Genomic DNA, 18406 nt, shown 5'->3' with positions numbered 1-18406 from the left:
CGTGGGGGGAGGATCGATCAGGAAGCGGTTACGCGCCCGGGCGATGGGCCTCGCCCCGGGCGCGTACCCGTATGTGCGGCGCCACCGGCCAGACCCGGGCGGCCGCCGCCCGAAATCAGACGGCGAGCTGAGACGTCATCTCTGCCAGGCCCTTCTGCAGGGTCACGTCAGGCGTGTAACCCAGTTCGGTCCTCGCGGCGGTGATGTCGTAGGAACGGTCGCGGCCGGTCCAGCTGACGAGCCAGTTCGTCAGCGGGGGAGCCGTCTTTCGGCAGTCGTCGGCGACTGAATCCGAGCGCACCTCGGCGGACCTTCCCAGCTGGGCTCGGTGTTCGACGGATTGCTCCTTCATCGCGGCGGCGAACGCCGGACGTCCGGGTCCGGCGCAGCGGCCGCGACGCGATACGCGATCGTGAGGCCGACGACGTCGAGGGTCCGGACAGGGCGACTCGCCGGGCGGCGTGATCGCATGCGCATGACCCCGGGTGAGAGTCTCACCGTTGAGCAGTAGGGAGCTGAGGAGTGGCAGCACAGGGTTCGGCCGCACCGGGCGCGTTGACCGACGAGGACGTGGCGGCGGTACGCGACGACGTGTCAGCCGGGAAGACGGTGACGGTCTGGTTCACCGCTGCCGCTGTCAGGGTGCCGGCGGGCGGATCCGCCAAGGTCGTGGCCGTCGGTGACATCGCTGAGGGCGACTTCATTCAGGTCCGCCCCGCGGGCTCGCGTGACGCGCTGTTCTGCTCGCCGGGCGAGCTCACACGCAGTCGACCCGCCCGCAGGCCGGCATCGTCGCGGCAGCGCCGGGAGAAGGCACCGGACGAGGCGACGACACCCCAGGAACCACCGATGCTTCCCAGCAGCGCACGGCGGGCCGACAGGCCCTCGACATCGACGTCGAGGGCGCCGTCGGTGCCGGCGCCCGACGTTCCCGGGACGCCGGACGGCACGGTGGAGAGAGCCGCGAGGAAGCCCCGCGCTCGTCGGCGCGCCGAGCACCCAGGACCCTTGACCGTCAACCTGACCTCGACCGTCGAGGGTGAATGGACGGTCGAGGTGCTGGCAGGCACGAGGAAGATCGTGACGCCGACGCCGGTCCCGGCCACCGACGTTGCCGCCGTCTCTCGCTCCCTCCCGCCCGCGGTGGCCGAGGCGATGATGTCGGCGTTGGCGGAGGCTCGTCGGCAACAGGAGGAGCGGGTCGCGCACCTGCGCGCGGAGCTCGACGCCGCCCAACGAACGCTCGAGCAGTTCCGCGTCGACTGAGGACCCCACGGGATATCGCCCATGAACTCCCGGAACTTATGACAAGACGAGTCCGGGTCTCGAGGTCGCCGTAACCAGCCCGCGCGCCGCCCTCGCCGCACACATCGACCGTGGAGTCCTGCGTCAACGCAGGACGCCTCAGCGGCCACCGCGAGGGCGACACCCTCGAGCCGGCTGTCAGTGCATGGGGCGTCACGCCCGAGGCCCGAGGCCGCGCCGACCTGCGGCCATCGCCATCGGCCGGGAGCTCTCGCATGAGATGCAACTCCCGTGCTATATGAGCCGATAATCGACGTTATGACAGATAGAGGGAGCATCATTGCATCGGATGCACGATGCGGGGCTCCTTCGCGGCCGCCCCAGGCCCGCAGCCGCGGCCAACGCGATCCTGCTCCGCGCTGCCAGCCCGGCCGCGGAAGTCCGCAGCCGCGCCCAGGATTCCAGCTGGGCTCGCTCATCGTCGGTCAGCTCGATCCGCCCCGGCTCCGGGCCCCGAGTCGAAATCTCAACCTGTACAGCATAGTTGACATTGACTAGTCGTGCCTGGATAGTTGAGTTCGGCTAGTCGAGGAGGGGTTGTGGCGCGGAAGCGGAAGGTCCGGAACTTACTGGGGCTCGCCGTGCTGGCGTACCTGCTGCAACGGCCGATGCACCCCTACGAGATCAGTCGCACGCTGCGCGACAACGGCGATGACCGCAGCATCAAGTTCAACCACGGCTCGCTCTACATGGTCGTCGGGCAGCTGGCGAAGGCGGGCTTCGTCGAGCCGCGGGAGACCAGTCGCGAGGGGCAGCTGCCCGAGCGCACCGTCTACGCGCTCACCGACTCCGGCCGCGCCGAGCTGCACGACTGGCTGGCCGATCTCGTCGCGGAGCCAGGGCACGAGTACCCGCAGTTCGTCGCGGCGCTCTCGCTGGTCGCGGCGCTGCCGCCGGGCGAGGTCGTCGCACTGCTGGGGCGGCGTCGCGCGCGGCTCGCCGCCCTCCGCGCCGAGATCGTCGCGACGGTCGACGAGGCATCGGCTCGCGGCGTCCCGGAGCTCTTCCTGGTCGAGGAGCAGTACCGGCTGGCCTTGCTGGACGCCGAGGCGGCCTTCGTCGACGGGTTCGTCGCGCGCACCACCGATCCCGACTCCGGCTGGGGGCCGGAGTGGGCCCGGTTCCACCGCACCACCTTCGGACAGGGGGATCCCTCATGAACGACACCCGCACGGCTCTCGTCGTGGGCGGTGGCATCGCCGGGCCGGTAGCCGCGATGGCGCTGGCCAAGGCCGGCATCGAGGCCACGATCGTCGAGGCCTATCCCGGTGGCGCCGACGGCGTCGGCGGGGCCCTGGGCCTGGCGCCCAACGGAATCAACGCGCTGGCGGTCGTCGGCGTCGACGAGGCGGTCCGGGCGGCCGGGCAGCCGATGGTCGCCATGGTCCTGCAGAGCGGCACCGGCAAGCGGCTCGCCGAGCTGCGCACCGCGCCCGACCTGCCGACGCCGCAGTTCGTCAACCGCCACGATCTCTACCGCGCCCTGCACGACGAGGCCGAACGCCGAGGCGTCCGGGTGAGCTTCGGCAAGCGGCTCACCGGCCTGCACGACGACGGCGCCGCCGTCACCGCGCGGTTCGCCGACGGCACGACCGCCACCGCCGACGTGCTGGTCGGCGCCGACGGCCTCCGCTCGGCGGTGCGCCCCCTGATCGACCCCGCCGCTCCGGGCCCCCGCAACTGCGGGCTGCTCAACGTCGGTGCCGCGGTGCCCGACACCGGGCTCACCCCAACGGCCGGGGCGATGCACATGATCTTCGGGAGGCGGGCGTTCTTCGGCTACCAGGTATTCGACGACGGCAGCGGCGGCTGGTTCGCCAACCTCCCCGACCAGCGCCGAATGACCGCCGCGCAGGCCCGCGAGCTGGGTGTCCCGCACTGGCGGAACGTGTTGCACACGGCATTCGCCGACGACCGCGGTCCGGCGCTCGACCTGGTCGACCGCACGGCCGACGACGACCTGCTACTGCTCGGCGCCACCGAGGACCTGCCCTCGGTCCCGACGTGGAGCCACGGTCGGGTCGTGCTCGTCGGCGACGCCGCACACGCGACGTCGCCCAGCTCGGGTCAGGGCGCGTCGCTGGCCGCGGAGAGTGCCGTCGAGCTGGCCCGTTGCCTGCGCGACCTACCGCACACCGAGGCCTTCGCCGCCTACGAGACGATCCGCCGGCCCCGGGTGGAGAAGATCATCGCGATGGCAGCACGGACCAACAGCGCGAAGGCAGCGGGACCGGTGGGCCGCGTGCTGCGCGACGCGCTGTTGCCCACGGTGATGCGCCGGTTCGTCACGCCGGAGAAGACGGCGTGGCGCGACGCATACCGAATCGACTGGGACACACCGGTCTCGACCGTCGCGGTCGCGGCCTGACCGCAGCATGCGTACTCCGAGCGGCGGAGACGACTCCGGCGCCGAGCATCGCCGCGAACACCAGGATGTTGCGGAGGCGGATGACCCGGCCGGCCGAGATCATCCCGGCCCGGTGTCCGACGAGGAGCACGACGACGGCGCCACAATTGCGACCACCATCTCGTCGAGCGCGCGGGCAGCAGCGTGCCGGCATCGCACTATCCGTCGAGGCTTCTGACCCCGCGGTCGACGCCGGCGATGGCGACATGGCCTCGAGCACGTCCATGCGTGATTTGACTGAACTCGCCCCTCGGCCCGGGTCGAGGTCAACGCCCCTTCCTGCGCACCGCGCGTAGTCGGAGCAGGATGGCCTGGTTCGCCGCACACGGAGCCATCGTCGAGCGAGTCCTCACCGACAACGCCAGGCCCAATGGGTCGGACGACGCTGGACCGAGACCTGCACCCCGCCCGGGATCAGGCGCCGGTTCACCCGCCGGCACTGCGCGCGGACGAACGGGAAAAGCTGCGGTTCATCCGGACCCTGCTCGACGAGTTCGCCAACGCCCGACCCTCGCTGTCCAACACCGGCCGGCTTGCCGCACTCGACAGCTGGGCTCAGGACTACCACAGTCGGCGAGCCCACTCCGCCATCGGCGGCCTCCCACCGATCCCCGACTCGCCAGCCGCACTCGATCAACGACCTTGCGGGTCACCACACTTGACGAGCGTTGCGTGGAGCGGGGCGCGGCGGTTCGCCCACGGCCGGGCCTCCTCCAGCTGGGCGGCCAGGCGCAGGAGCGTCGCCTCGTCCCCGAACCGGCCCAGGAAGTGAACTCCGATCGGTAGGCCTGCAGCGTTCCAGCTGAGCGGCACCGACATCGCCGGGTTCCCGGTGATGTTCGCGACGACCAGCGGGTACGCCACCGTGCTGGCGCCGCGCTCGGCTGCACGCAACGGTTCCTCGCGCGTCGAGGTGATCTCGCCGAGCAGCGCGGGCGGCTCGGACATCGTGGGGGTGAGCCAGGCGTCGAAGCCGGTGAGGAACCGCGCGACGGCGCGGGCGAAGGCCTGGAGGTCCGTCACCGCGAGGAGGTGGTCGGCCGCGCTGACCTGCCGGCCTCTCTCCCAGTAGGCGCGGGTCAGCGGGTCCAGCTCGTCGGGGCCGGGTCGGCGGCCGAGGCGGCGGGCCCAGTAGCCGATGATCCATGCCGTCGCGCTGTCGAAGACGGTCCCGATCGCGGCCCCCACGGTGTCGTCGAGCCCGGGCAGGTCGGCCTCGACCACCTCGTGACCCAGCGAGGCGCACAGCCCGACCGCATCATCGAGCGCCGCGACGCAGTCGCGATGGCCAAGCGCTCCGCCCGGCGTCCGTGGGCTGTACGCGATGCGGAGCCTGCCGGGATCGGCGCCGACCTCCGCGAGCAACGGCCTGGCCAACGGCGGCGCCGGGTACGGATCGCCGAGCATGGGGCCCGCTGTGGCGTCGAGCAGCGTCGCGCTGTCGCGCACCGAGACCGTGAGCGCGTGCTCGACGGCCCATCCGCACACCGCGTCGCCGTACTCAGGGCCGAGAGGGACGCGGGCCCGGGTCGGTTTGAGCCCGAACAGCCCACATGCCGCAGCCGGGAATCGCAGCGAGCCGCCCAGGTCGTTGCCGTGCGCCATCGGTACCATCCCCGACGCGACAGCGGCGGCCGAACCGCCGCTCGACCCGCTCGTCGAGTATGCGGGGTCCCACGGGTTGCGGGTGGGGCCGTACAGGGCCGATTCGCACGTCGGGGCCATCCCGAACTCGGGCGTGCTGGTCCTGCCGAGCACCACGAGCCCGGCCCGCTGCAGCCGCGTGACCAGCTCGGAGGTGTAGCTGGAAACGTGGTCGCGCAGGAACAGCGAGCCCTCGTGGAACGGCGTGCCCTCGATCTCCACGACCAGGTCCTTGAGCAGGTACGGCACCCCCGCGAACGGCCCGCTGGGGACACCGGTCCGCAGGGCGTCCCGCGCGTACTCGAACATAGGGACGGCCACGGCGTTGAGCTGCGGGTTCAGCCGCTCGATGCGCTCGATCGCTGCGTCGACGAGCTCCGCCGCCGACACCTCGCCGCTGTGCACCAGCTCGGCTTGTGCGGTGGCGTCGAGGCCGGCCAGGTCGGTGGCGAGAGTCATCGCAACACCGCCTTCCCGGCGACGGCGTAGTGGACCTCGCCCAGCGGCTGGATCCGCGGCTGCGGGAGTCCCGCTGCCGCGACGCCCGAGCGGAACTCGGGGCTGACGGCGAATCGTTCGAAGTCCGCCCTGCTCGGGCAGCCGTCGTAGACGGTGATGCCGGACCCCGTGACGACGCAGGCGTGCAGGTCGAACATGTCGGGAGGGAAGCCCTCCTGCATCCGGTCGTAGGCCGGCACGAGCGTCGTCGGGTCGCCGTCGAAGTGGTAGGCGCTGAGGAACATGGTCTTCTCTCCTCCTTCGGTGGGTCCACCTGACGGGCGCGAGTTCCGGCCTAGCGGCCCGCGAGGTCCGATCTCGCGCCGCAGAGAGGACGGAACAGCGAACCGGAGGTGCACGATGAACACCGCAACCGAGGAACGGACACCCGACACCGTGGTCGGCCAGCTCGTGGACGAGCTGGCGGGCTCGCTGGGCGTGCTGCTCGTCGCGCTGGGCACGCGCGCGGGGCTGTGGAAGGAGCTGGCCGGCGCCGGGCCCATGACCGCGGCCGAGCTGGCCGACCGCACCGGAGTCGCAGAGCCGCTGGTGCGTGAATGGTGCCGGGCGCAGGCCGCCGGGGGCTACTTGACCTACCAGCCGGAGGACGGGACGTTCATGCTGCCCGACGGGGTGGCGGGCGCGCTGCTGCGCGGACCCGGCCTCGCGATGGTGGATGCCTGCACCGACATGTTCCGCTCGATGGGCGCAGGCTTCGACGAGTTCGCCGCCGCGTTCGCGGCCGGCCGCGGCTTCGGCTGGCACCGCCACGACGCGCTGTTCTGGCACGGCAGCGACGCGCTGACCCGGGTCGCGCTGCCGCCGGAGCTGATCGGTGCCGCGCTCGATCAGCTGGGGTCCGTGACGGCCACGCTGGCCACCGGTGGCTCCGTCCTCGACGTCGGCGCGGGGTACGGCACGCCGACGCTCGCCGTCGCGGAGCACTTCCCTGCTGCGCGGGTGCTCGGCATCGACTACCACGAGGCATCTGTGGCGCACGCACGCGCGACCGCAGCGGACGCCGGCATGGCCGACCGGGTGCGGTTCGAGGTAGGGACGGCCACCGACCTGCCCGGCGCCGACTACACGCTGGTCACGTTCTTCGACTCGCTGCACGATCTCGGCGACCCGGTCGGCGCGCTAGTCCAGGCCCGCGCCGCGCTGGCCCCCGACGGCGCGGTGATGCTCGTCGAGCCGCTCGCCGCCGACCGCGTAGAAGACAACCTGACGCCGTCCGGCCGGATGTTCTACGCGGTGTCCACGTTGATCTGCACACCCAACGCCGTCTCCCAGACAGCCGGCACCGGCGGTCCGGCGCCGCTGGGCACGCAGGCCGGCGAGGCACTGCTGCGCGAGACCGCGGCGGCCGCCGGGTTCACCCGCGTACGCAGGCTTCCCGTCGAGGCCCCGCTGAACCTGGTGCTGGAGCTGCGCCCCTGACCGGTCGATGATGGGCGTCCCATGGGGATCCTGCGGCCCACCCGGCTGGTCGGCCGGGACGCGGCACTGGCCACGACCGGTGCCGCGCTGGCGGACGCTCTCGAGGGGGCTGGCGGGCTGCTGCTGGTGGCGGGCGAACCGGGCATCGGCAAGTCGGCCCTGCTCGCCGAGCAGGCGAGACGAGCCGTCACCACAGGGGTGCGGGTGCTGCGGGGTGTCGGCTGGGAGGGGGCCGGCGCGCCGCCGTACTGGCTGTGGACACAGGTGCTGCGCGATCTGGATCCCGCCGCGACCAGCGTCTTCGAGCACGCCACCGCCCGCGGCGACGCGGCGGAGGGCCGGTTCCGGCTCTTCGAGACGGTGCGCACCGCGCTCGCGGCAGCTGCGCCGCTGCTCGTGGTGCTCGATGACCTGCAGTGGGTCGACGACGACGAGCTGCGCCTCCTGGAGCTGCTGAGCAGGGGGCTGTCCACCGACCGGGTGCTGCAGCTCGGCGCCTACCGCGATCGCGAGGCCGGTCCGTCGCTACGGGCGCTCGCCGCGTCCGCGCCTGCGTTGCCGCTCACCGGCCTCGACGCGGACGGCGTCGCGGCAGTGATGGCGGTGGTCGCCGGGCCCGTCCCGGACGCCGAGTTGGCCTCGGCGGTGCACGCGCTGTGCGGCGGCAACCCGTTCTTCGTCCGCGAGGTGACTCGGCTGCTGGTCGCGAGCGGGAGCTGGTCGGCGGTGGCCGTCGCCGAGGGGCACGCCGTTCCGGCCGCGGTCCGCGACGCGTTGCGGATGCGCCTGGCGCTGCTCTCCCCGGAATGCGTCGGCCGCGCTGAGCAGGCGAGCGACGCTCGCCGAGCTCTCAGGACGGGTGGAGGAGGCGACCGCGGCCTCGGCGGAGGCGCTGGAGCTGGGCAGGGCGATCGGGCTGCCTGACGCCGACGGCGTGTTCAGCACACTGCGCGGGTCGCTCTGGGCTCTCGGCGGCCCCCTCTCCCCGATCGCGGACTTCCTGCCGGCTGCCGACCCGCTGTGGCCGATGTACCCCCTAATGGAGGCGTGGCACCACGTCTCCTCGGGCGACCGCGCCGCGGCGGCTGCTGCCATCCGCGGGTTCTCCATGCGGGTGCTCCCCGATGCGTACGACCTGGAGATCGCAGCGGCCGCTGCCGTCGTGTTCTCCGCCGTCGGAAGCACAGAGCAGCGCGAATCGGTCCATCGCATGCTCGCTCCGCACTCCGGCCTGCACGTCGTCGTCGGGGGCTGCGCGGCCTACCACGGCGCCGTCGACCACCACCTGGGCACGCTCGAGGTTGCGCTCGGCCGGACCGCGGCGGCGACCGAGCACTTCACCAACGCGATCGCCCAGCACGACCGGCTCGGCACCGCGGCATGGGCGGAACTAAGCGCGACGGCGCTAGAGCAGCTGCGCCCCGCCGAGCCACCGCGCGACGCGTTCCGGCTGGTGGACAGCGTGTGGCGGTTCACGTTCGACGGCCGTGAGGCGCACCTGCCCGACTCGAAGGGGCTCGGCGACATCGCGACCTTGCTCGCCGTCCCTGGCCGCCCGGTCCACGTGTTCACCCTGCTCGGCCGGGAAGCCCCCGCGACGGGCGCCGACCCCGTGCTCGACCGCCGAGCAGTCGCCGACTACCGGCGCCGGCTGGCCGAGCTCGACGCCGAGATCGCGGAGTCGGACGGCGACAATGCCGAACGGGCCTCCGCGGAACGCGAAGCGTTGATCGCCGAGCTGCGCGCCGCGACCGGGCTCGGCGGGCGAGCGCGCCGGCTCGGCGACGAGACCGAACGCGCACGCAAGACCGTGACCGCCCGCATCAGGGATGCGTTGCGCCGGATCGAGCGCGTCCACCCCGAGCTCGCCTCCCACCTGCGCGAGGGCGTGCACACCGGCACCACCTGCAGCTATGCGCCCGACACCCCGCGCCGGTGGACAGGCAGTACTTCCGGGGTCGCCGACTGACCTCGCCGCACCCCTGCCCGACCGGTCTCCTCACCCGAGTCGAAACCTTGAGGTAGTTCCAGTGGGCCTCCGGCAAGAGGTTCCGTGCACTGAACGGTCAGGTCATCTGCTGGACACGTAACAGGCCTGAGCGTCCACGGCTAGTGGCGGCAACGTCCATGCCTGCAGACGCCACGTGTTTCAGTACTGCGCTCCGGAACGGGCCGCCGTAGCGCGTGATAGGCAGCACAATCATGTAGATGATCAAGCGCGGCGTCGGTGTTTGCTACCTGACGAACGGCCGCGGCTGGGGCACGGCGTCCGGATCGTGAACCGGAGCGCACCCTGCGTGACCTTTCGCGGCGGCTAAGCGTCGAGGGCGCGCCTCGCGACAACGGCGCCGTCGTCCTCGGCGACCCGGAGAACGATCCGGAAGGGCGCGGCGGACACCGCCGCAACGGCCGCGCTGCGGACCGCGTGACGGTCCGTCCGGAGGCCGCCGACCGTCTCGTCGGCAGCCTCCGGACGGGGTCGCCGCGGACGGAACCGGCCCGGAGGCGCGCTAGCCAGGCACCGCTCCGAGCGCGACGAACCGATCCCGATCAGGCCCGGACGGCCGAAAGGCCCGGCCCTGCTGGTCCTCCCCCACCTCCGGCGGCCGCACGGCACTCGGGTGCGTGTCGCGCGGCGGGTCGGTCACCTGCGAGCAGGCGAGACGGCCACGGGCTCGCGGTGCGCCTCGTGGTGGTTGGCGTTCTTCGGAATCGCGAGGACCTCGCGGGTGCGGGCGTCGACGGCCGCGTCGGAGAGCACGCCGTTGGCCGCGAGCACCGTCTCCAACGCGGTCACCCAGTGCTCGTAGTAGCTCCACGGCTCGCCGGCTCCGCCCGCCTCCCACTGCTTGATCGCCTGGATCAGGGAGAGCTGGAACTCGCTCCACTCGTACTTGCCGTTGTGGTACGCCGCCACGGCCATCGCGAACGCGCGCAGCTCCCACGGCTCGGCGAACATGCGCTCGTCCGGCCCGCCGCCCGGCAGGTCGCAGACCAGTGCCTCCACCCGGCGCCGGGCGTCCCCGAGCTCGGTCGCGTCGGGTCGGGTCACGGCGTGCCCACCGGACCCACACCGATCATCGAGTCCCGGGTGACGAGGGCGGCGAGCTCGAACGCTCCGAGGCCCTCGGTCCCGGCCGGACGCTGCGGCAGCACCCAGTAGCGAAGTTCGGAGCTCGAGTCCCAGATCCGCACCTCGACGTCGTCCGGGATCGGGAAGCCGAAGTCCTCGGCGAGCACCTTCCGCGGCTCACGCACGATCCGCGAGCGGTACGCGGGGGCCTTGTACCAGTTCGGGGGAAGCCCGAGCACCGGCCACGGGTAACAGGAGCACAGCGTGCAGACGATGACGTTGTGGACGGTGTCGGTGTTCTCGACCACCACCATCTCCTCGCCCTGCAACCCGCCGATGCCCATCTCGGCACAGGCCGCGGACGCGTCGGCGAGGAGCCGCTGCTTGAACTCGGGGTCGGTCCAGGCACGGGCGACGACCTGCGCGCCGAGCTGCGGGCCGACCTCGTTCTCGTAGATCTCGGCGAGGCGGTCGACCGCCTCGGTGGTCATGATCCCCTTCTCGATCAGCATGGCCTCCAGGGCCTTGACCCGAGCGGTGATCTCCTCCTGCGTGCGCAGGGGGGTGTCGGTGGGCTGAGCCATCGGAGGTCCTTTCAGGACGCAGTGGTGAGGTAGGGCTCCCACACGTCGAAGTAGACGGTGTTGTTCGGTTCGGCGGTGTCGGGGCCCCACAGCTCCTCGGCGGTGAAGCGCACGGTGTAGAGGTGCTCCGGGGCCTCGGGCCCGTCGTTGCCCGCACTGTCCGGGTAGATCGCCGCGCCGTGTGCCGCGGTGATCTCCCCGGTGCGCCCGCGGATGTAGCGGGCCCGGCGGGTGTGGCCGTAGGGGCTGTCGGCGATCACGGTCACCTTGTCACCGACCGCGAACCGCGCCTCCTTGTCGGTCGGACGGTTCGCGGGTGCCCCGCTCTTGACCACGGCGTCGACGAACGCGAGCAGGTCCGGGTCCTCGCGCTCGGGCAAGGGGGCGTCCGGGTTGTCCAGGAAGTACTGGGTGCGCGCGTCCAGCTCGGCGGGGTCGATGACGCCCTTCTGCGCCCCGCGGTCCTCGATGACGTGCACCCAGTGCTCGTAGTAGTTGGACAGCAGGTACTCGGCCGGGTCCATCTTCTCGATGCTGTGCCGGAAGGAGTCGACGCCGAAGAAACCCGCCCGGAAGCAGTTGGAGAACATGGCAAACGCTGCCTTCTCCCACTCCGCGCGGAAGACCGGCTCGTTCTCGATGGTCTGGACCTTGCCCAGCCCGTCCGTGCCGCCGAGGTCGAAGACACCGTTCATGCGGACGCTCCCGTCGTGATCGGCGGCGCGGGGAAACCGCCCCGCGCCTGTTCGTAGGTGTGCGCGACCCGCAGCACGGTCGCGTCGTCGAAGTGTTTCCCGACGATCATCAGCCCGGCCGGGAGCCCGCCGACGAGCTCGGTGGGGACGCTGCAGGCCGGGTGGCCCGTGACGTCGAACGGGGCGGTGTTGGCGATCATCGACAGTGCGGTGTCGAGGTAGGTGCCCAGATCGGCGTCCGTCGCCGGGATCTCGCGCGCGGTGTAGGGCAGGGTCGGCATCACCAGCACGTCGTGCTCGGCCAGCGCCGCGTCGTAGGCTGCGCGCACCTCGGGAACGAGGTTCTGGGCCATCGCGTAGTAGGCACCGCCCGCCACGGCGAACGTGTGCCGGCCGGACATCGCGACGAGCTTGACCGTCTTGGACAGCTCGGCGCCACGTTCGGCGCGCCCGCGCCGGTAGTGCGCGATCAGGTCCGGATCGTAGAGCCCGGACCAGTTCATCCCGTAGGCGTTGCCGTCCACCATCTGGCGGGCGGCGCCCTCGGTCGCGATCACGTTCCAGACGTGCATCGCCTCGAGGTGCCACGGGATCGAAACCTCCTCCGCGGCGAGGCCCACCGAGCAGAGGACCTCGACGGCGGCCCGCACCGCAGCGTCCACCTCCGGATCAGAGTTCGGGTGTCCGAACCCCTCCGTGACGACGCCGATCCGCAGGCCCGCGGCGGACTCGGCCAGGGCGGCCGAGTAGTCGACCCGCTCGACCGACGTCGGCTGCCGCGGGTCCTGCCCGTCGGGACCGGCCAGGACGTCGAGCATGAGGGCGGCGTCAGCCACCGTGCGGGTGATCGGACCCAGATGGTCGATCGTGGACTCGATCGGGAAGGCGCCGGTGTAGGGCACCAGTCCGAACGTCGGCTTGTGCCCGACGGTTCCGCAGAACGAACTGGGGATCCGCACCGAGCCGCCCTGGTCGCCGCCGAGCGCGAGATCGACCTCGCCGGTCGCGACCAGCGCCGCGCTGCCCGACGACGAACCACCGGCGTTGCGCGCAGGGTCCCACGGGTTGCGGACGGGATGCGGCTTCGAGGTGAAGCTGGCCCCGGAGAAGCAGAGGTCCTCGCAGACCGCCTTGCCGGTGATCACCGCGCCCGCGTCGAGCAGGCGCCGGACCGCGGTCGCGTCCCGGGTCGGCACGAAGCCCTCGACGGTGGCGGACCCGTTGGCCATCGGCACGCCGGCGACCGACACGTTGTCCTTGATCGCGACCGTCCGCCCGGCGAGCGGCCCGTCGGCGGCGCCGCGGATCTCGGTGGTGACGGCCCAGGCGTTCAACGGGTGCTCGCCGGCCTGCCAGTCCCGCGTCGGGGCGGTCGGGGCGGAACGGCGGTAGAGCGCCTCCACGGCGTCGGACGAGGCGAACGTCGCTGTGACGGCGGGCGCGAACTCGGCAAGTTCGGCATCCGAAAGGCCCAGGTCGGCGCCCAGTTCGGCGAGTCGCGCGAGATCAGGTGGGGGAACAGCCATGAGGCCTCCAACGGCGGAGAAGGGTGTCGGCAATCTATGGAGGCTCGGCCTGGTATGTCAACGATTCGCGACATGTTGACGCGTTACGGGGAGATGACCACCCGAAGATCGGTTCCGACTGCCTCGGCGACGTGGATTCGCTGACCGACGATCCCGTTGCTGTCGAGGGTGACCGTGCCGCGGGGCAGCTCGAAACGGACGTCGTGCATCGCGCGGGCGACGGCGTGCGGCTCGTCGGTGCCTGCCTGGGCCGCCGCGGCGAACCACATGTGGACGCCCTCGAACACGGACTCGCTCAAGGTCGACAGGGGCGGCGCCCATTGACCGAAACGCTCCCGGTAACGGGTGAGCAGTGCTGAGTTGCGCTCGGTGTCGAGCGACTCGACGTAGCCGGACACGGTGTGCAGGCCCGCCGTCGCCTCGGTGCCGATCCGGGCGAGTGTGGACTCGTCCATGGCCGGGGCGAGCGTGAGGCACCGCCGGTGCAGGCCGCGCTCGTAACACTCGCGTTGGAACGCCGCGGCGTCCGCGCCGACGAACGTGGACAGCAGGAGATCCGCGCCGGAGCGCTCGACGGCCTCGATGATCGCCGCGAAGTCACTGGTACCCAGAGGGGCCAGCCGCTCACCGACCAGACTGCCGCCGAGCTGGGGAAGTACCTCGCGGGCGACCGTGTGCGTGCTGCGCGGCCAGCAGTAGTCGTTGCCCGCGAGGAACCAGCGGCGCCCGCCCGCGGCCCGCATCATCGGGCCGGCAGCTGCGGCGAGCTGGTCGACCGGACGCTCGCCGAGCTGGACGCGCAGGGCGCCGGCGATGCCGCCTTCGTTCATCAGTGTCTGGATGAGCAGGACGTCGGCGTCCGCCATGGCCCGCGACACGGCGACGAAGGTGGCCGATGTCGTCGCGACCAAGATGGTGCGGCAGCCGGCGGCGACGAGCCTACGAGCCTCGCGGGCGCCCGTGGCGGGATCGGTGGCGTCGTCGCCGATCACGAGGTCGACGGGGCGGCCGTGCAGCCCGCCGTCGGCGTTGATCTCCTCCAGCGCGAGCGCAGCCATGTTGTCCGAGGCCGCGGCGAAGAGGTTGCCGGGCCCGGACTTCGAGGTCAGCAGGCCGAGCGCGGGGTTCTCGCACGGGACGCTGCGCACCACGTGCCCGCGGCGCCGCAGCAGCCACTCCAGTCCCTGCTGGTCGAGCTCGGACTGCAGCCGGACCCGGGTCCCGCTGCCGTGCGCGGAGAACCGCAACACCGTGCGGCCGCGCCAGGGTTGGTCGTGGACGATCTCGATCAGGCGGCCCGAGGTGACCGCGCCGATCCGGCCGAGGATCTCGACCGGCGCAGCGTCCCCGTCGAGCGGCGCGCGCAGCGTCACCGCGACGCCGGGAGCGACCCGATCGCACACGGCGTCGAACACCCACCCAGCACCGGCACCCGCACCGAACAGGGCGAACACCACGCTCGGCGGCGCGGACACCTGTTCCTGCGCGGTCAACGTGAGGACGGACATCGGGCCCCCAGGGATGTGCGGGAACGACAGATTCTGCCGTCAGGGAGTGCCCGGATTGTGCACTGCGCGCCGACCATCCAGCTCGTCGTCCGGCACGGCGCCTCCCACCGACTGCAGGCCAGCCCGGAAGACGTTGTGGAGGAGGCTGAGGACGTCCCTGGCCGAGCCTGCGGAGTCGATCGAGTAGAAGCGGAAGCGTCCCTCGCGACGCTCGCTGACCAGGCCGGCGACACGCAGCACCTTGAGATGCATCGAAACGGCGCTGCGCCCCACGCTGGTGATGCGGTCGGCGATCGCCCCCGCACTGCACTCGTCCTCTGCCGCGAGCACTCCGAGAATCTCCCGCCGGATGGGATCTGCGAGGGCGTCGAACGCCAGATTGGCATCCACGACGCCTCCCGATCTGTCACGCACGGTTGACACGATAGACGACGGCATTCCTCCCAACACCTGAACATGTCAGCTAATCTTGACGGAGACGGTCGCGGGTGATGGCGAGGCCGAGCGGACGCGGCGGAGCAGGCCCGACAGCCAACTGCCGCGCCGCTCCTCCGCGCGAGGGCGGGTCACCCACACGGCGACCGCCCTGCCGAGGGTCGCCCGGATCCGACGGTCCCGGGTCGTGCGTCCTCGTGGCTCGACCGGAAGCGGGGCCGAGCCACGTCGAACATGGTGCGAGCCGCCTCGGTGATCGGTGTGAAGAGGTTGATCGGGTTGCCGTCGAGGTCCCGGACCAGCAGGGCCGGCAGGTCAGAGGCAAGCTGACCGCCGGGCCCCGGCCACCAGCGGATCGACGGCGAGCCGATCGTGCTGGGCCGCTACCGGATCGAGACCTGCGGGCGCTCACGGCAGCTCGTCCTCAGCTGCCGGACGGCGCGGCACAACCTCGTTTCCGCCTGCGGCGTCATCGGTGACGAGCCAGTGGTGGGCTTCACGGGGCGGCTCGGCGTCGCGGCCGAATATCAGCCGAACTGGTCGGTTCCGACCTGTGTCATCGTTCCGACGGTCGGAGCGAGCAGCTAAGGGCCCCCCAGGGCGCGTACCCGCGTCGAGGGTGCACTCACCAGCCACCGATCCAGCCGTCGAAGATTCCGTGGGGCTCGGCGGCGGGTTCGGTGGATCGTCCTTGCAGGAAGTCGAAGTCGCAGCCGGTGTCGGCCTGGGTGACCCGTTCGGCGTAGAGCGCGCCGTAGCCGCGCCGGTAGGCCACCCGGGCCGGTTCCCCGGCCCGGCGCCGGCGGCGGGTGTCGAGCTCGGTGTCGTCGACCTCCAGGTGCAGCACACCGGCGCGGGCGTCGAGCCGGATCACGTCACCGTCCTCGACCAGCGCGAGCGGGCCGCCGACCGCCGCCTCCGGGGCCACGTGCAGCACCGTGGTGCCGTAGGCGGTGCCACTCATCCGGGCGTCGGAGACCCGGACCATGTCGCGGACACCCTCGCGCAGCAGCTTCTGCGGGATCGGCAGCGCACCCCACTCGGGCATCCCCGGTCCCCCGACCGGCCCGGCGTTGCGCAGCACGAGGACGGTGTCGGCGGTGACCGGCAGGTCGGGATCATCGATGCGCGTGCGCAGGTCGTCCATGTCGTGGAAGACCAGCGCCGGCCCGGCGTGGACCAGCAGTTCCGGGCTGGCTGCGCTGCACTTCACGACGGCCCCGCCGGGGGCCAGGTTGCCCCGGACCACGGCCAGCCCGCCCGGTGGCTGCACCGGATCGCACAGCGGGCGGACCACCTCGCCGTCGACCGGCGGGGCGTCGGCCAGGTTCTGCCCCAGCGTCTGCCCGTTCACCGTCATCGCGTCCAGGCGCAGCAGCGGCGCGAGCTCGCGGAGCACGACGGGCAGCCCACCGATCTCGAACAGCTGCTCGACCAGGTGCTCCCCCGCCGGGCGCACGTTCGCGATCAACGGCACGGTCGCGGCGATGTCGTGGAAGTCCTGCAGCCCCAGCGAGACCTCGGCCCGCCCGGCCAGCGCGAGCAGGTGCAGGATCACGTTCGTCGACCCGCCCAGTGCGACCAGCACGGCGATCGCGTTGTGGAAGGCGTCCGCGGTGAGGATCTGCGACGGGCGCACACCCTGCTCGGCCAGGCGCACCGCGGTGCGCCCGCAGTCCTCGGCGACGTGGCTGCGCCGGGCGTCGGTGGCCGGGACCGCGCTCGCGCCGGGCAGGGTCATGCCCAGGGCCTCGACGACCGCCGAGACCGTCGAGGCCGTCCCCATCTCCGGGCAGTGCCCCACCGACGGGCCCGCCGAGGCCTCCAGGGCCTCGTACTCGGCCTGCGACATCCGGCCCGCGCGCACGTCGTCGACGTAGCCCCACAGGTCGGTGCCGACCCCGATCCGGCGCCCGCGGAAGGTCGCCGGGTTGGCCGGCCCACCCGGGACCACGATCGTCGGGACCTGCGCGCTGGCCGCGCCCATGAGCTGGGCGGGCATCGTCTTGTCGCACCCGCCGAGCATCACCACCGCGTCGAACGGGTAGGCGCGCAGCGACTCCTCGACGTCCATGGCCATCAGGTTGCGGAACAGCATCGTCGTGGGCTTCATCAGCTGCTCGCCCAGCGAGATCGTCGGGAACTCCACCGGCACCCCGCCGGCCTGCAGGACCCCGCGGCGCACACTGTCCGCGAGCGCCCGCAGGTGCAGGTTGCAGCTGATCAGCTCCGACCAGGAGTTGCAGATCCCGACCACCGGGCGCCCGTCGAAGCTCGCCCGCGCGAACCCCGAGGCCCGCATCGCGGTGCGGTGCACGAACCCGGGCACGTGCTCACCGGAGAACCAGCGGGCACTGCGCAGCTCGCCCATCAGCCCGCGGGCGGCGGCGACACCCGCACGTCGGCGTCCACGGTGGCGGCCAGTTCGCGCAGGATCGCCGCGTGGCGGACCTTGTGCACGATGAGCCGGTCGTGGAACTCGGCGTCGGTGTAGCCGTTGTACATGACCTCCTCGGACTCACCGGGTTCGATCTTGAAGTAGACCGGAGACGCGACCCGGGCGATGTCGGCCGCCTCCCACAGCCGGGTCATGCCGCCGAAGGAGTCGAAGGTGATCGCCCAGATGTCCAGCGGCACCGTGGCGACCGAGCGGATCGCGCTGAGCACGGGCCGGCTCAGGTCGCCCACCGGGTTCACGCTGTCGGCGCCGAGCTGCTCCAGCACCCGCACCGACGCCGGGTTGGCGTGCCCCGCGTAGACGGACACCTTGAAGAAGGCGTCCTCCGGGATGTCGCCGCGCGCACGCGCCGTGTTGAGCACGTCGAGCACGCCCTCGTCGATCACCAGCAGGCCGCGCAGTCCGGCGTCGAAGATCCGCAGGACGTCGTGCAGCAGGTACCGGATGTTGTCGACGCCACGGATCCGCTTGCCCGTGGTGATGCCCTCGCGGCTGGTCAGCTGCCGGCCGGAGTCCCAGCCCGCGCGCGGCCCGGGGCACGCCACGACCTCGATGCCGTTCTCCGCCGCGAGCTGCCCGAACGCACGCAACTCACCCTTGTCGAGCAGCGTGGCGCCGCCGCCGAAGGAGATGATCCGGTGGACGAAGACCTCGTTGCGCTTGGCCTCGGTCAGCAGCACCTCCAGGTTGGACAGCCGCTCGACGCCGGACACCTCGAGCCGGAACTGCCCGCCGTCGGCGAAGGTCCGCGCCGAGGTCGGCAACGCGTGGTTGTCGCTGGTGGGCAGCCCTTGTGCCGCCAGGATGGACTCGGGGGTCACACTCGTGCTCAT

19 protein-coding genes and 1 pseudogene are annotated in these 18406 nt (G+C 72.0%); 8 read left to right on the top strand and 12 right to left on the bottom strand.

Annotated elements, in window-relative coordinates; all coding sequences use genetic code 11:
* Positions 1 to 115: 115 nt before the first annotated feature.
* Both PSD17_RS06945 and PSD17_RS06940 read right to left on the bottom strand, forming a co-directional pair.
* On the bottom strand, positions 116 to 301 hold the full coding sequence (locus PSD17_RS06945) for a hypothetical protein (protein WP_202946378.1): 186 nt from the start codon (positions 299 to 301) through the stop codon (positions 116 to 118).
* Positions 302 to 704: 403 nt separating this feature from the next.
* Positions 705 to 950 (bottom strand): hypothetical protein, encoded by a 246-nt coding sequence (locus PSD17_RS06940; RefSeq protein ID WP_049803428.1) that lies wholly within the window; start codon positions 948 to 950, stop codon positions 705 to 707.
* Between PSD17_RS06940 and PSD17_RS06935 the strand changes: the two genes are divergently transcribed.
* The 4 genes and pseudogenes from PSD17_RS06935 to PSD17_RS35310 form a co-directional block, all read left to right on the top strand.
* A complete protein-coding gene (locus tag PSD17_RS06935; RefSeq protein ID WP_267895049.1) occupies positions 850 to 1266 on the top strand; it encodes a DUF6319 family protein in 417 nt (138 codons plus the stop codon). The genes PSD17_RS06940 and PSD17_RS06935 overlap by 101 nt on opposite strands.
* A 578-nt stretch (positions 1267 to 1844) precedes the next feature.
* On the top strand, positions 1845 to 2465 hold the full coding sequence (locus tag PSD17_RS06930; protein ID WP_013675365.1) for a PadR family transcriptional regulator: 621 nt from the start codon (positions 1845 to 1847) through the stop codon (positions 2463 to 2465).
* Positions 2462 to 3673, top strand: a complete 1212-nt coding sequence (locus tag PSD17_RS06925; RefSeq protein WP_339122168.1) for an FAD-dependent oxidoreductase — start codon at positions 2462 to 2464, stop codon at positions 3671 to 3673. The genes PSD17_RS06930 and PSD17_RS06925 overlap by 4 nt, the downstream gene beginning before the upstream one ends.
* 409 nt (positions 3674 to 4082) lie before the next feature.
* Positions 4083 to 4307 (top strand): annotated as a pseudogene (locus PSD17_RS35310) (hypothetical protein); the annotation flags it as partial.
* Positions 4308 to 4345: 38 nt separating this feature from the next.
* Here PSD17_RS35310 and PSD17_RS06920 read toward each other — a convergent pair.
* Together PSD17_RS06920 and PSD17_RS06915 are read right to left on the bottom strand one after the other, a co-directional pair.
* Positions 4346 to 5815 carry an amidase gene (locus PSD17_RS06920; RefSeq protein WP_339122167.1) on the bottom strand — a complete coding sequence of 490 codons (1470 nt, stop codon included), beginning with the start codon at positions 5813 to 5815 and terminating at the stop codon, positions 4346 to 4348.
* On the bottom strand, positions 5812 to 6099 hold the full coding sequence (locus PSD17_RS06915) for a hypothetical protein (protein ID WP_339122166.1): 288 nt from the start codon (positions 6097 to 6099) through the stop codon (positions 5812 to 5814). Before PSD17_RS06915 ends, PSD17_RS06920 begins: the two co-directional genes overlap by 4 nt.
* 115 nt (positions 6100 to 6214) lie before the next feature.
* On the opposite strand from PSD17_RS06915, the gene PSD17_RS06910 reads away from it, so the two are divergent.
* From PSD17_RS06910 to PSD17_RS06900, 3 genes are read left to right on the top strand one after another with little or no spacing between them, the layout of a single operon-like run.
* Entirely contained in the window at positions 6215 to 7294 is a 1080-nt protein-coding gene (locus PSD17_RS06910; protein WP_339122165.1) for a class I SAM-dependent methyltransferase, read from the top strand.
* Between the two features lie 21 nt (positions 7295 to 7315).
* Entirely contained in the window at positions 7316 to 8218 is a 903-nt protein-coding gene (locus tag PSD17_RS06905) for an AAA family ATPase (protein ID WP_339122164.1), read from the top strand.
* The gene (locus PSD17_RS06900) at positions 8154 to 9263 is read left to right on the top strand and encodes a hypothetical protein (protein ID WP_339122163.1); all 1110 of its coding nucleotides are present in this window, start codon (positions 8154 to 8156) and stop codon (positions 9261 to 9263) included. Before PSD17_RS06905 ends, PSD17_RS06900 begins: the two co-directional genes overlap by 65 nt.
* Before the next feature lie 675 nt (positions 9264 to 9938).
* On the opposite strand, the gene PSD17_RS06895 is transcribed toward PSD17_RS06900, so the two are convergent.
* The 6 genes from PSD17_RS06895 to PSD17_RS06870 form a co-directional block, all read right to left on the bottom strand.
* Entirely contained in the window at positions 9939 to 10346 is a 408-nt protein-coding gene (locus tag PSD17_RS06895; RefSeq protein WP_013675357.1) for a nitrile hydratase accessory protein, read from the bottom strand.
* On the bottom strand, positions 10343 to 10951 hold the full coding sequence (nthA, locus tag PSD17_RS06890; protein WP_013675356.1) for a nitrile hydratase subunit alpha: 609 nt from the start codon (positions 10949 to 10951) through the stop codon (positions 10343 to 10345). Before nthA ends, PSD17_RS06895 begins: the two co-directional genes overlap by 4 nt.
* A gap of 11 nt (positions 10952 to 10962) precedes the next feature.
* Positions 10963 to 11646 carry a nitrile hydratase subunit beta gene (gene nthB, locus PSD17_RS06885; protein ID WP_339122162.1) on the bottom strand — a complete coding sequence of 228 codons (684 nt, stop codon included), beginning with the start codon at positions 11644 to 11646 and terminating at the stop codon, positions 10963 to 10965.
* Entirely contained in the window at positions 11643 to 13172 is a 1530-nt protein-coding gene (locus PSD17_RS06880) for an amidase (protein WP_339122161.1), read from the bottom strand. The genes nthB and PSD17_RS06880 overlap by 4 nt, the downstream gene beginning before the upstream one ends.
* An 83-nt stretch (positions 13173 to 13255) precedes the next feature.
* A complete protein-coding gene (locus PSD17_RS06875) occupies positions 13256 to 14680 on the bottom strand; it encodes a substrate-binding protein (RefSeq protein WP_339122160.1) in 1425 nt (474 codons plus the stop codon).
* A 39-nt stretch (positions 14681 to 14719) separates the two neighbouring features.
* On the bottom strand, positions 14720 to 15070 hold the full coding sequence (locus PSD17_RS06870; RefSeq protein WP_013675352.1) for an ArsR/SmtB family transcription factor: 351 nt from the start codon (positions 15068 to 15070) through the stop codon (positions 14720 to 14722).
* 417 nt (positions 15071 to 15487) lie between these two features.
* Here PSD17_RS06870 and PSD17_RS06865 point away from each other — a divergent pair, with 417 nt between their 5' ends.
* On the top strand, positions 15488 to 15703 hold the full coding sequence (locus PSD17_RS06865) for a hypothetical protein (protein ID WP_339122159.1): 216 nt from the start codon (positions 15488 to 15490) through the stop codon (positions 15701 to 15703).
* Positions 15704 to 15740: 37 nt separating this feature from the next.
* Here the strand turns inward: PSD17_RS06865 and PSD17_RS06860 are convergent, their stop codons facing one another.
* The gene (locus PSD17_RS06860; RefSeq protein WP_339122158.1) at positions 15741 to 17486 is read right to left on the bottom strand and encodes a dihydroxy-acid dehydratase; all 1746 of its coding nucleotides are present in this window, start codon (positions 17484 to 17486) and stop codon (positions 15741 to 15743) included.
* Positions 17486 to 18406: a hypothetical protein gene (locus PSD17_RS06855; RefSeq protein ID WP_339122157.1), complete on the bottom strand. Its 921-nt coding sequence runs from the start codon at positions 18404 to 18406 to the stop codon at positions 17486 to 17488. Before PSD17_RS06855 ends, PSD17_RS06860 begins: the two co-directional genes overlap by 1 nt.

This window comes from Pseudonocardia sp. D17 (assembly GCF_036984265.1).
Lineage (GTDB): Bacteria > Actinomycetota > Actinomycetes > Mycobacteriales > Pseudonocardiaceae > Pseudonocardia > Pseudonocardia benzenivorans.
The sequence above is the reverse complement of the archived record's forward strand: the minus strand, read 5'-3'. Positions and strand labels throughout refer to the sequence as shown.

Excerpts from the sequence above, each read along its gene's own strand:
- PSD17_RS06925 (WP_339122168.1), top strand. The coding sequence starts at position 2,462 with ATGAACGACACCCGCACGGCTCTCGTCGTGGGCGGTGGCATCGCCGGG.
- PSD17_RS06875 (WP_339122160.1), bottom strand. The coding sequence starts at position 14,680 with ATGTCCGTCCTCACGTTGACCGCGCAGGAACAGGTGTCCGCGCCGCCG.
- PSD17_RS06880 (WP_339122161.1), bottom strand. The coding sequence starts at position 13,172 with ATGGCTGTTCCCCCACCTGATCTCGCGCGACTCGCCGAACTGGGCGCC.
- PSD17_RS06855 (WP_339122157.1), bottom strand. The coding sequence starts at position 18,406 with ATGAGCACGAGTGTGACCCCCGAGTCCATCCTGGCGGCACAAGGGCTG.
- nthB (WP_339122162.1), bottom strand. The coding sequence starts at position 11,646 with ATGAACGGTGTCTTCGACCTCGGCGGCACGGACGGGCTGGGCAAGGTC.
- PSD17_RS06920 (WP_339122167.1), bottom strand. The coding sequence starts at position 5,815 with ATGACTCTCGCCACCGACCTGGCCGGCCTCGACGCCACCGCACAAGCC.
- PSD17_RS06910 (WP_339122165.1), top strand. The coding sequence starts at position 6,215 with ATGAACACCGCAACCGAGGAACGGACACCCGACACCGTGGTCGGCCAG.
- nthA (WP_013675356.1), bottom strand. The coding sequence starts at position 10,951 with ATGGCTCAGCCCACCGACACCCCCCTGCGCACGCAGGAGGAGATCACC.
- PSD17_RS06905 (WP_339122164.1), top strand. The coding sequence starts at position 7,316 with ATGGGGATCCTGCGGCCCACCCGGCTGGTCGGCCGGGACGCGGCACTG.
- PSD17_RS06860 (WP_339122158.1), bottom strand. The coding sequence starts at position 17,486 with ATGGGCGAGCTGCGCAGTGCCCGCTGGTTCTCCGGTGAGCACGTGCCC.
- PSD17_RS06935 (WP_267895049.1), top strand. The coding sequence starts at position 850 with ATGCTTCCCAGCAGCGCACGGCGGGCCGACAGGCCCTCGACATCGACG.
- PSD17_RS06915 (WP_339122166.1), bottom strand. The coding sequence starts at position 6,099 with ATGTTCCTCAGCGCCTACCACTTCGACGGCGACCCGACGACGCTCGTG.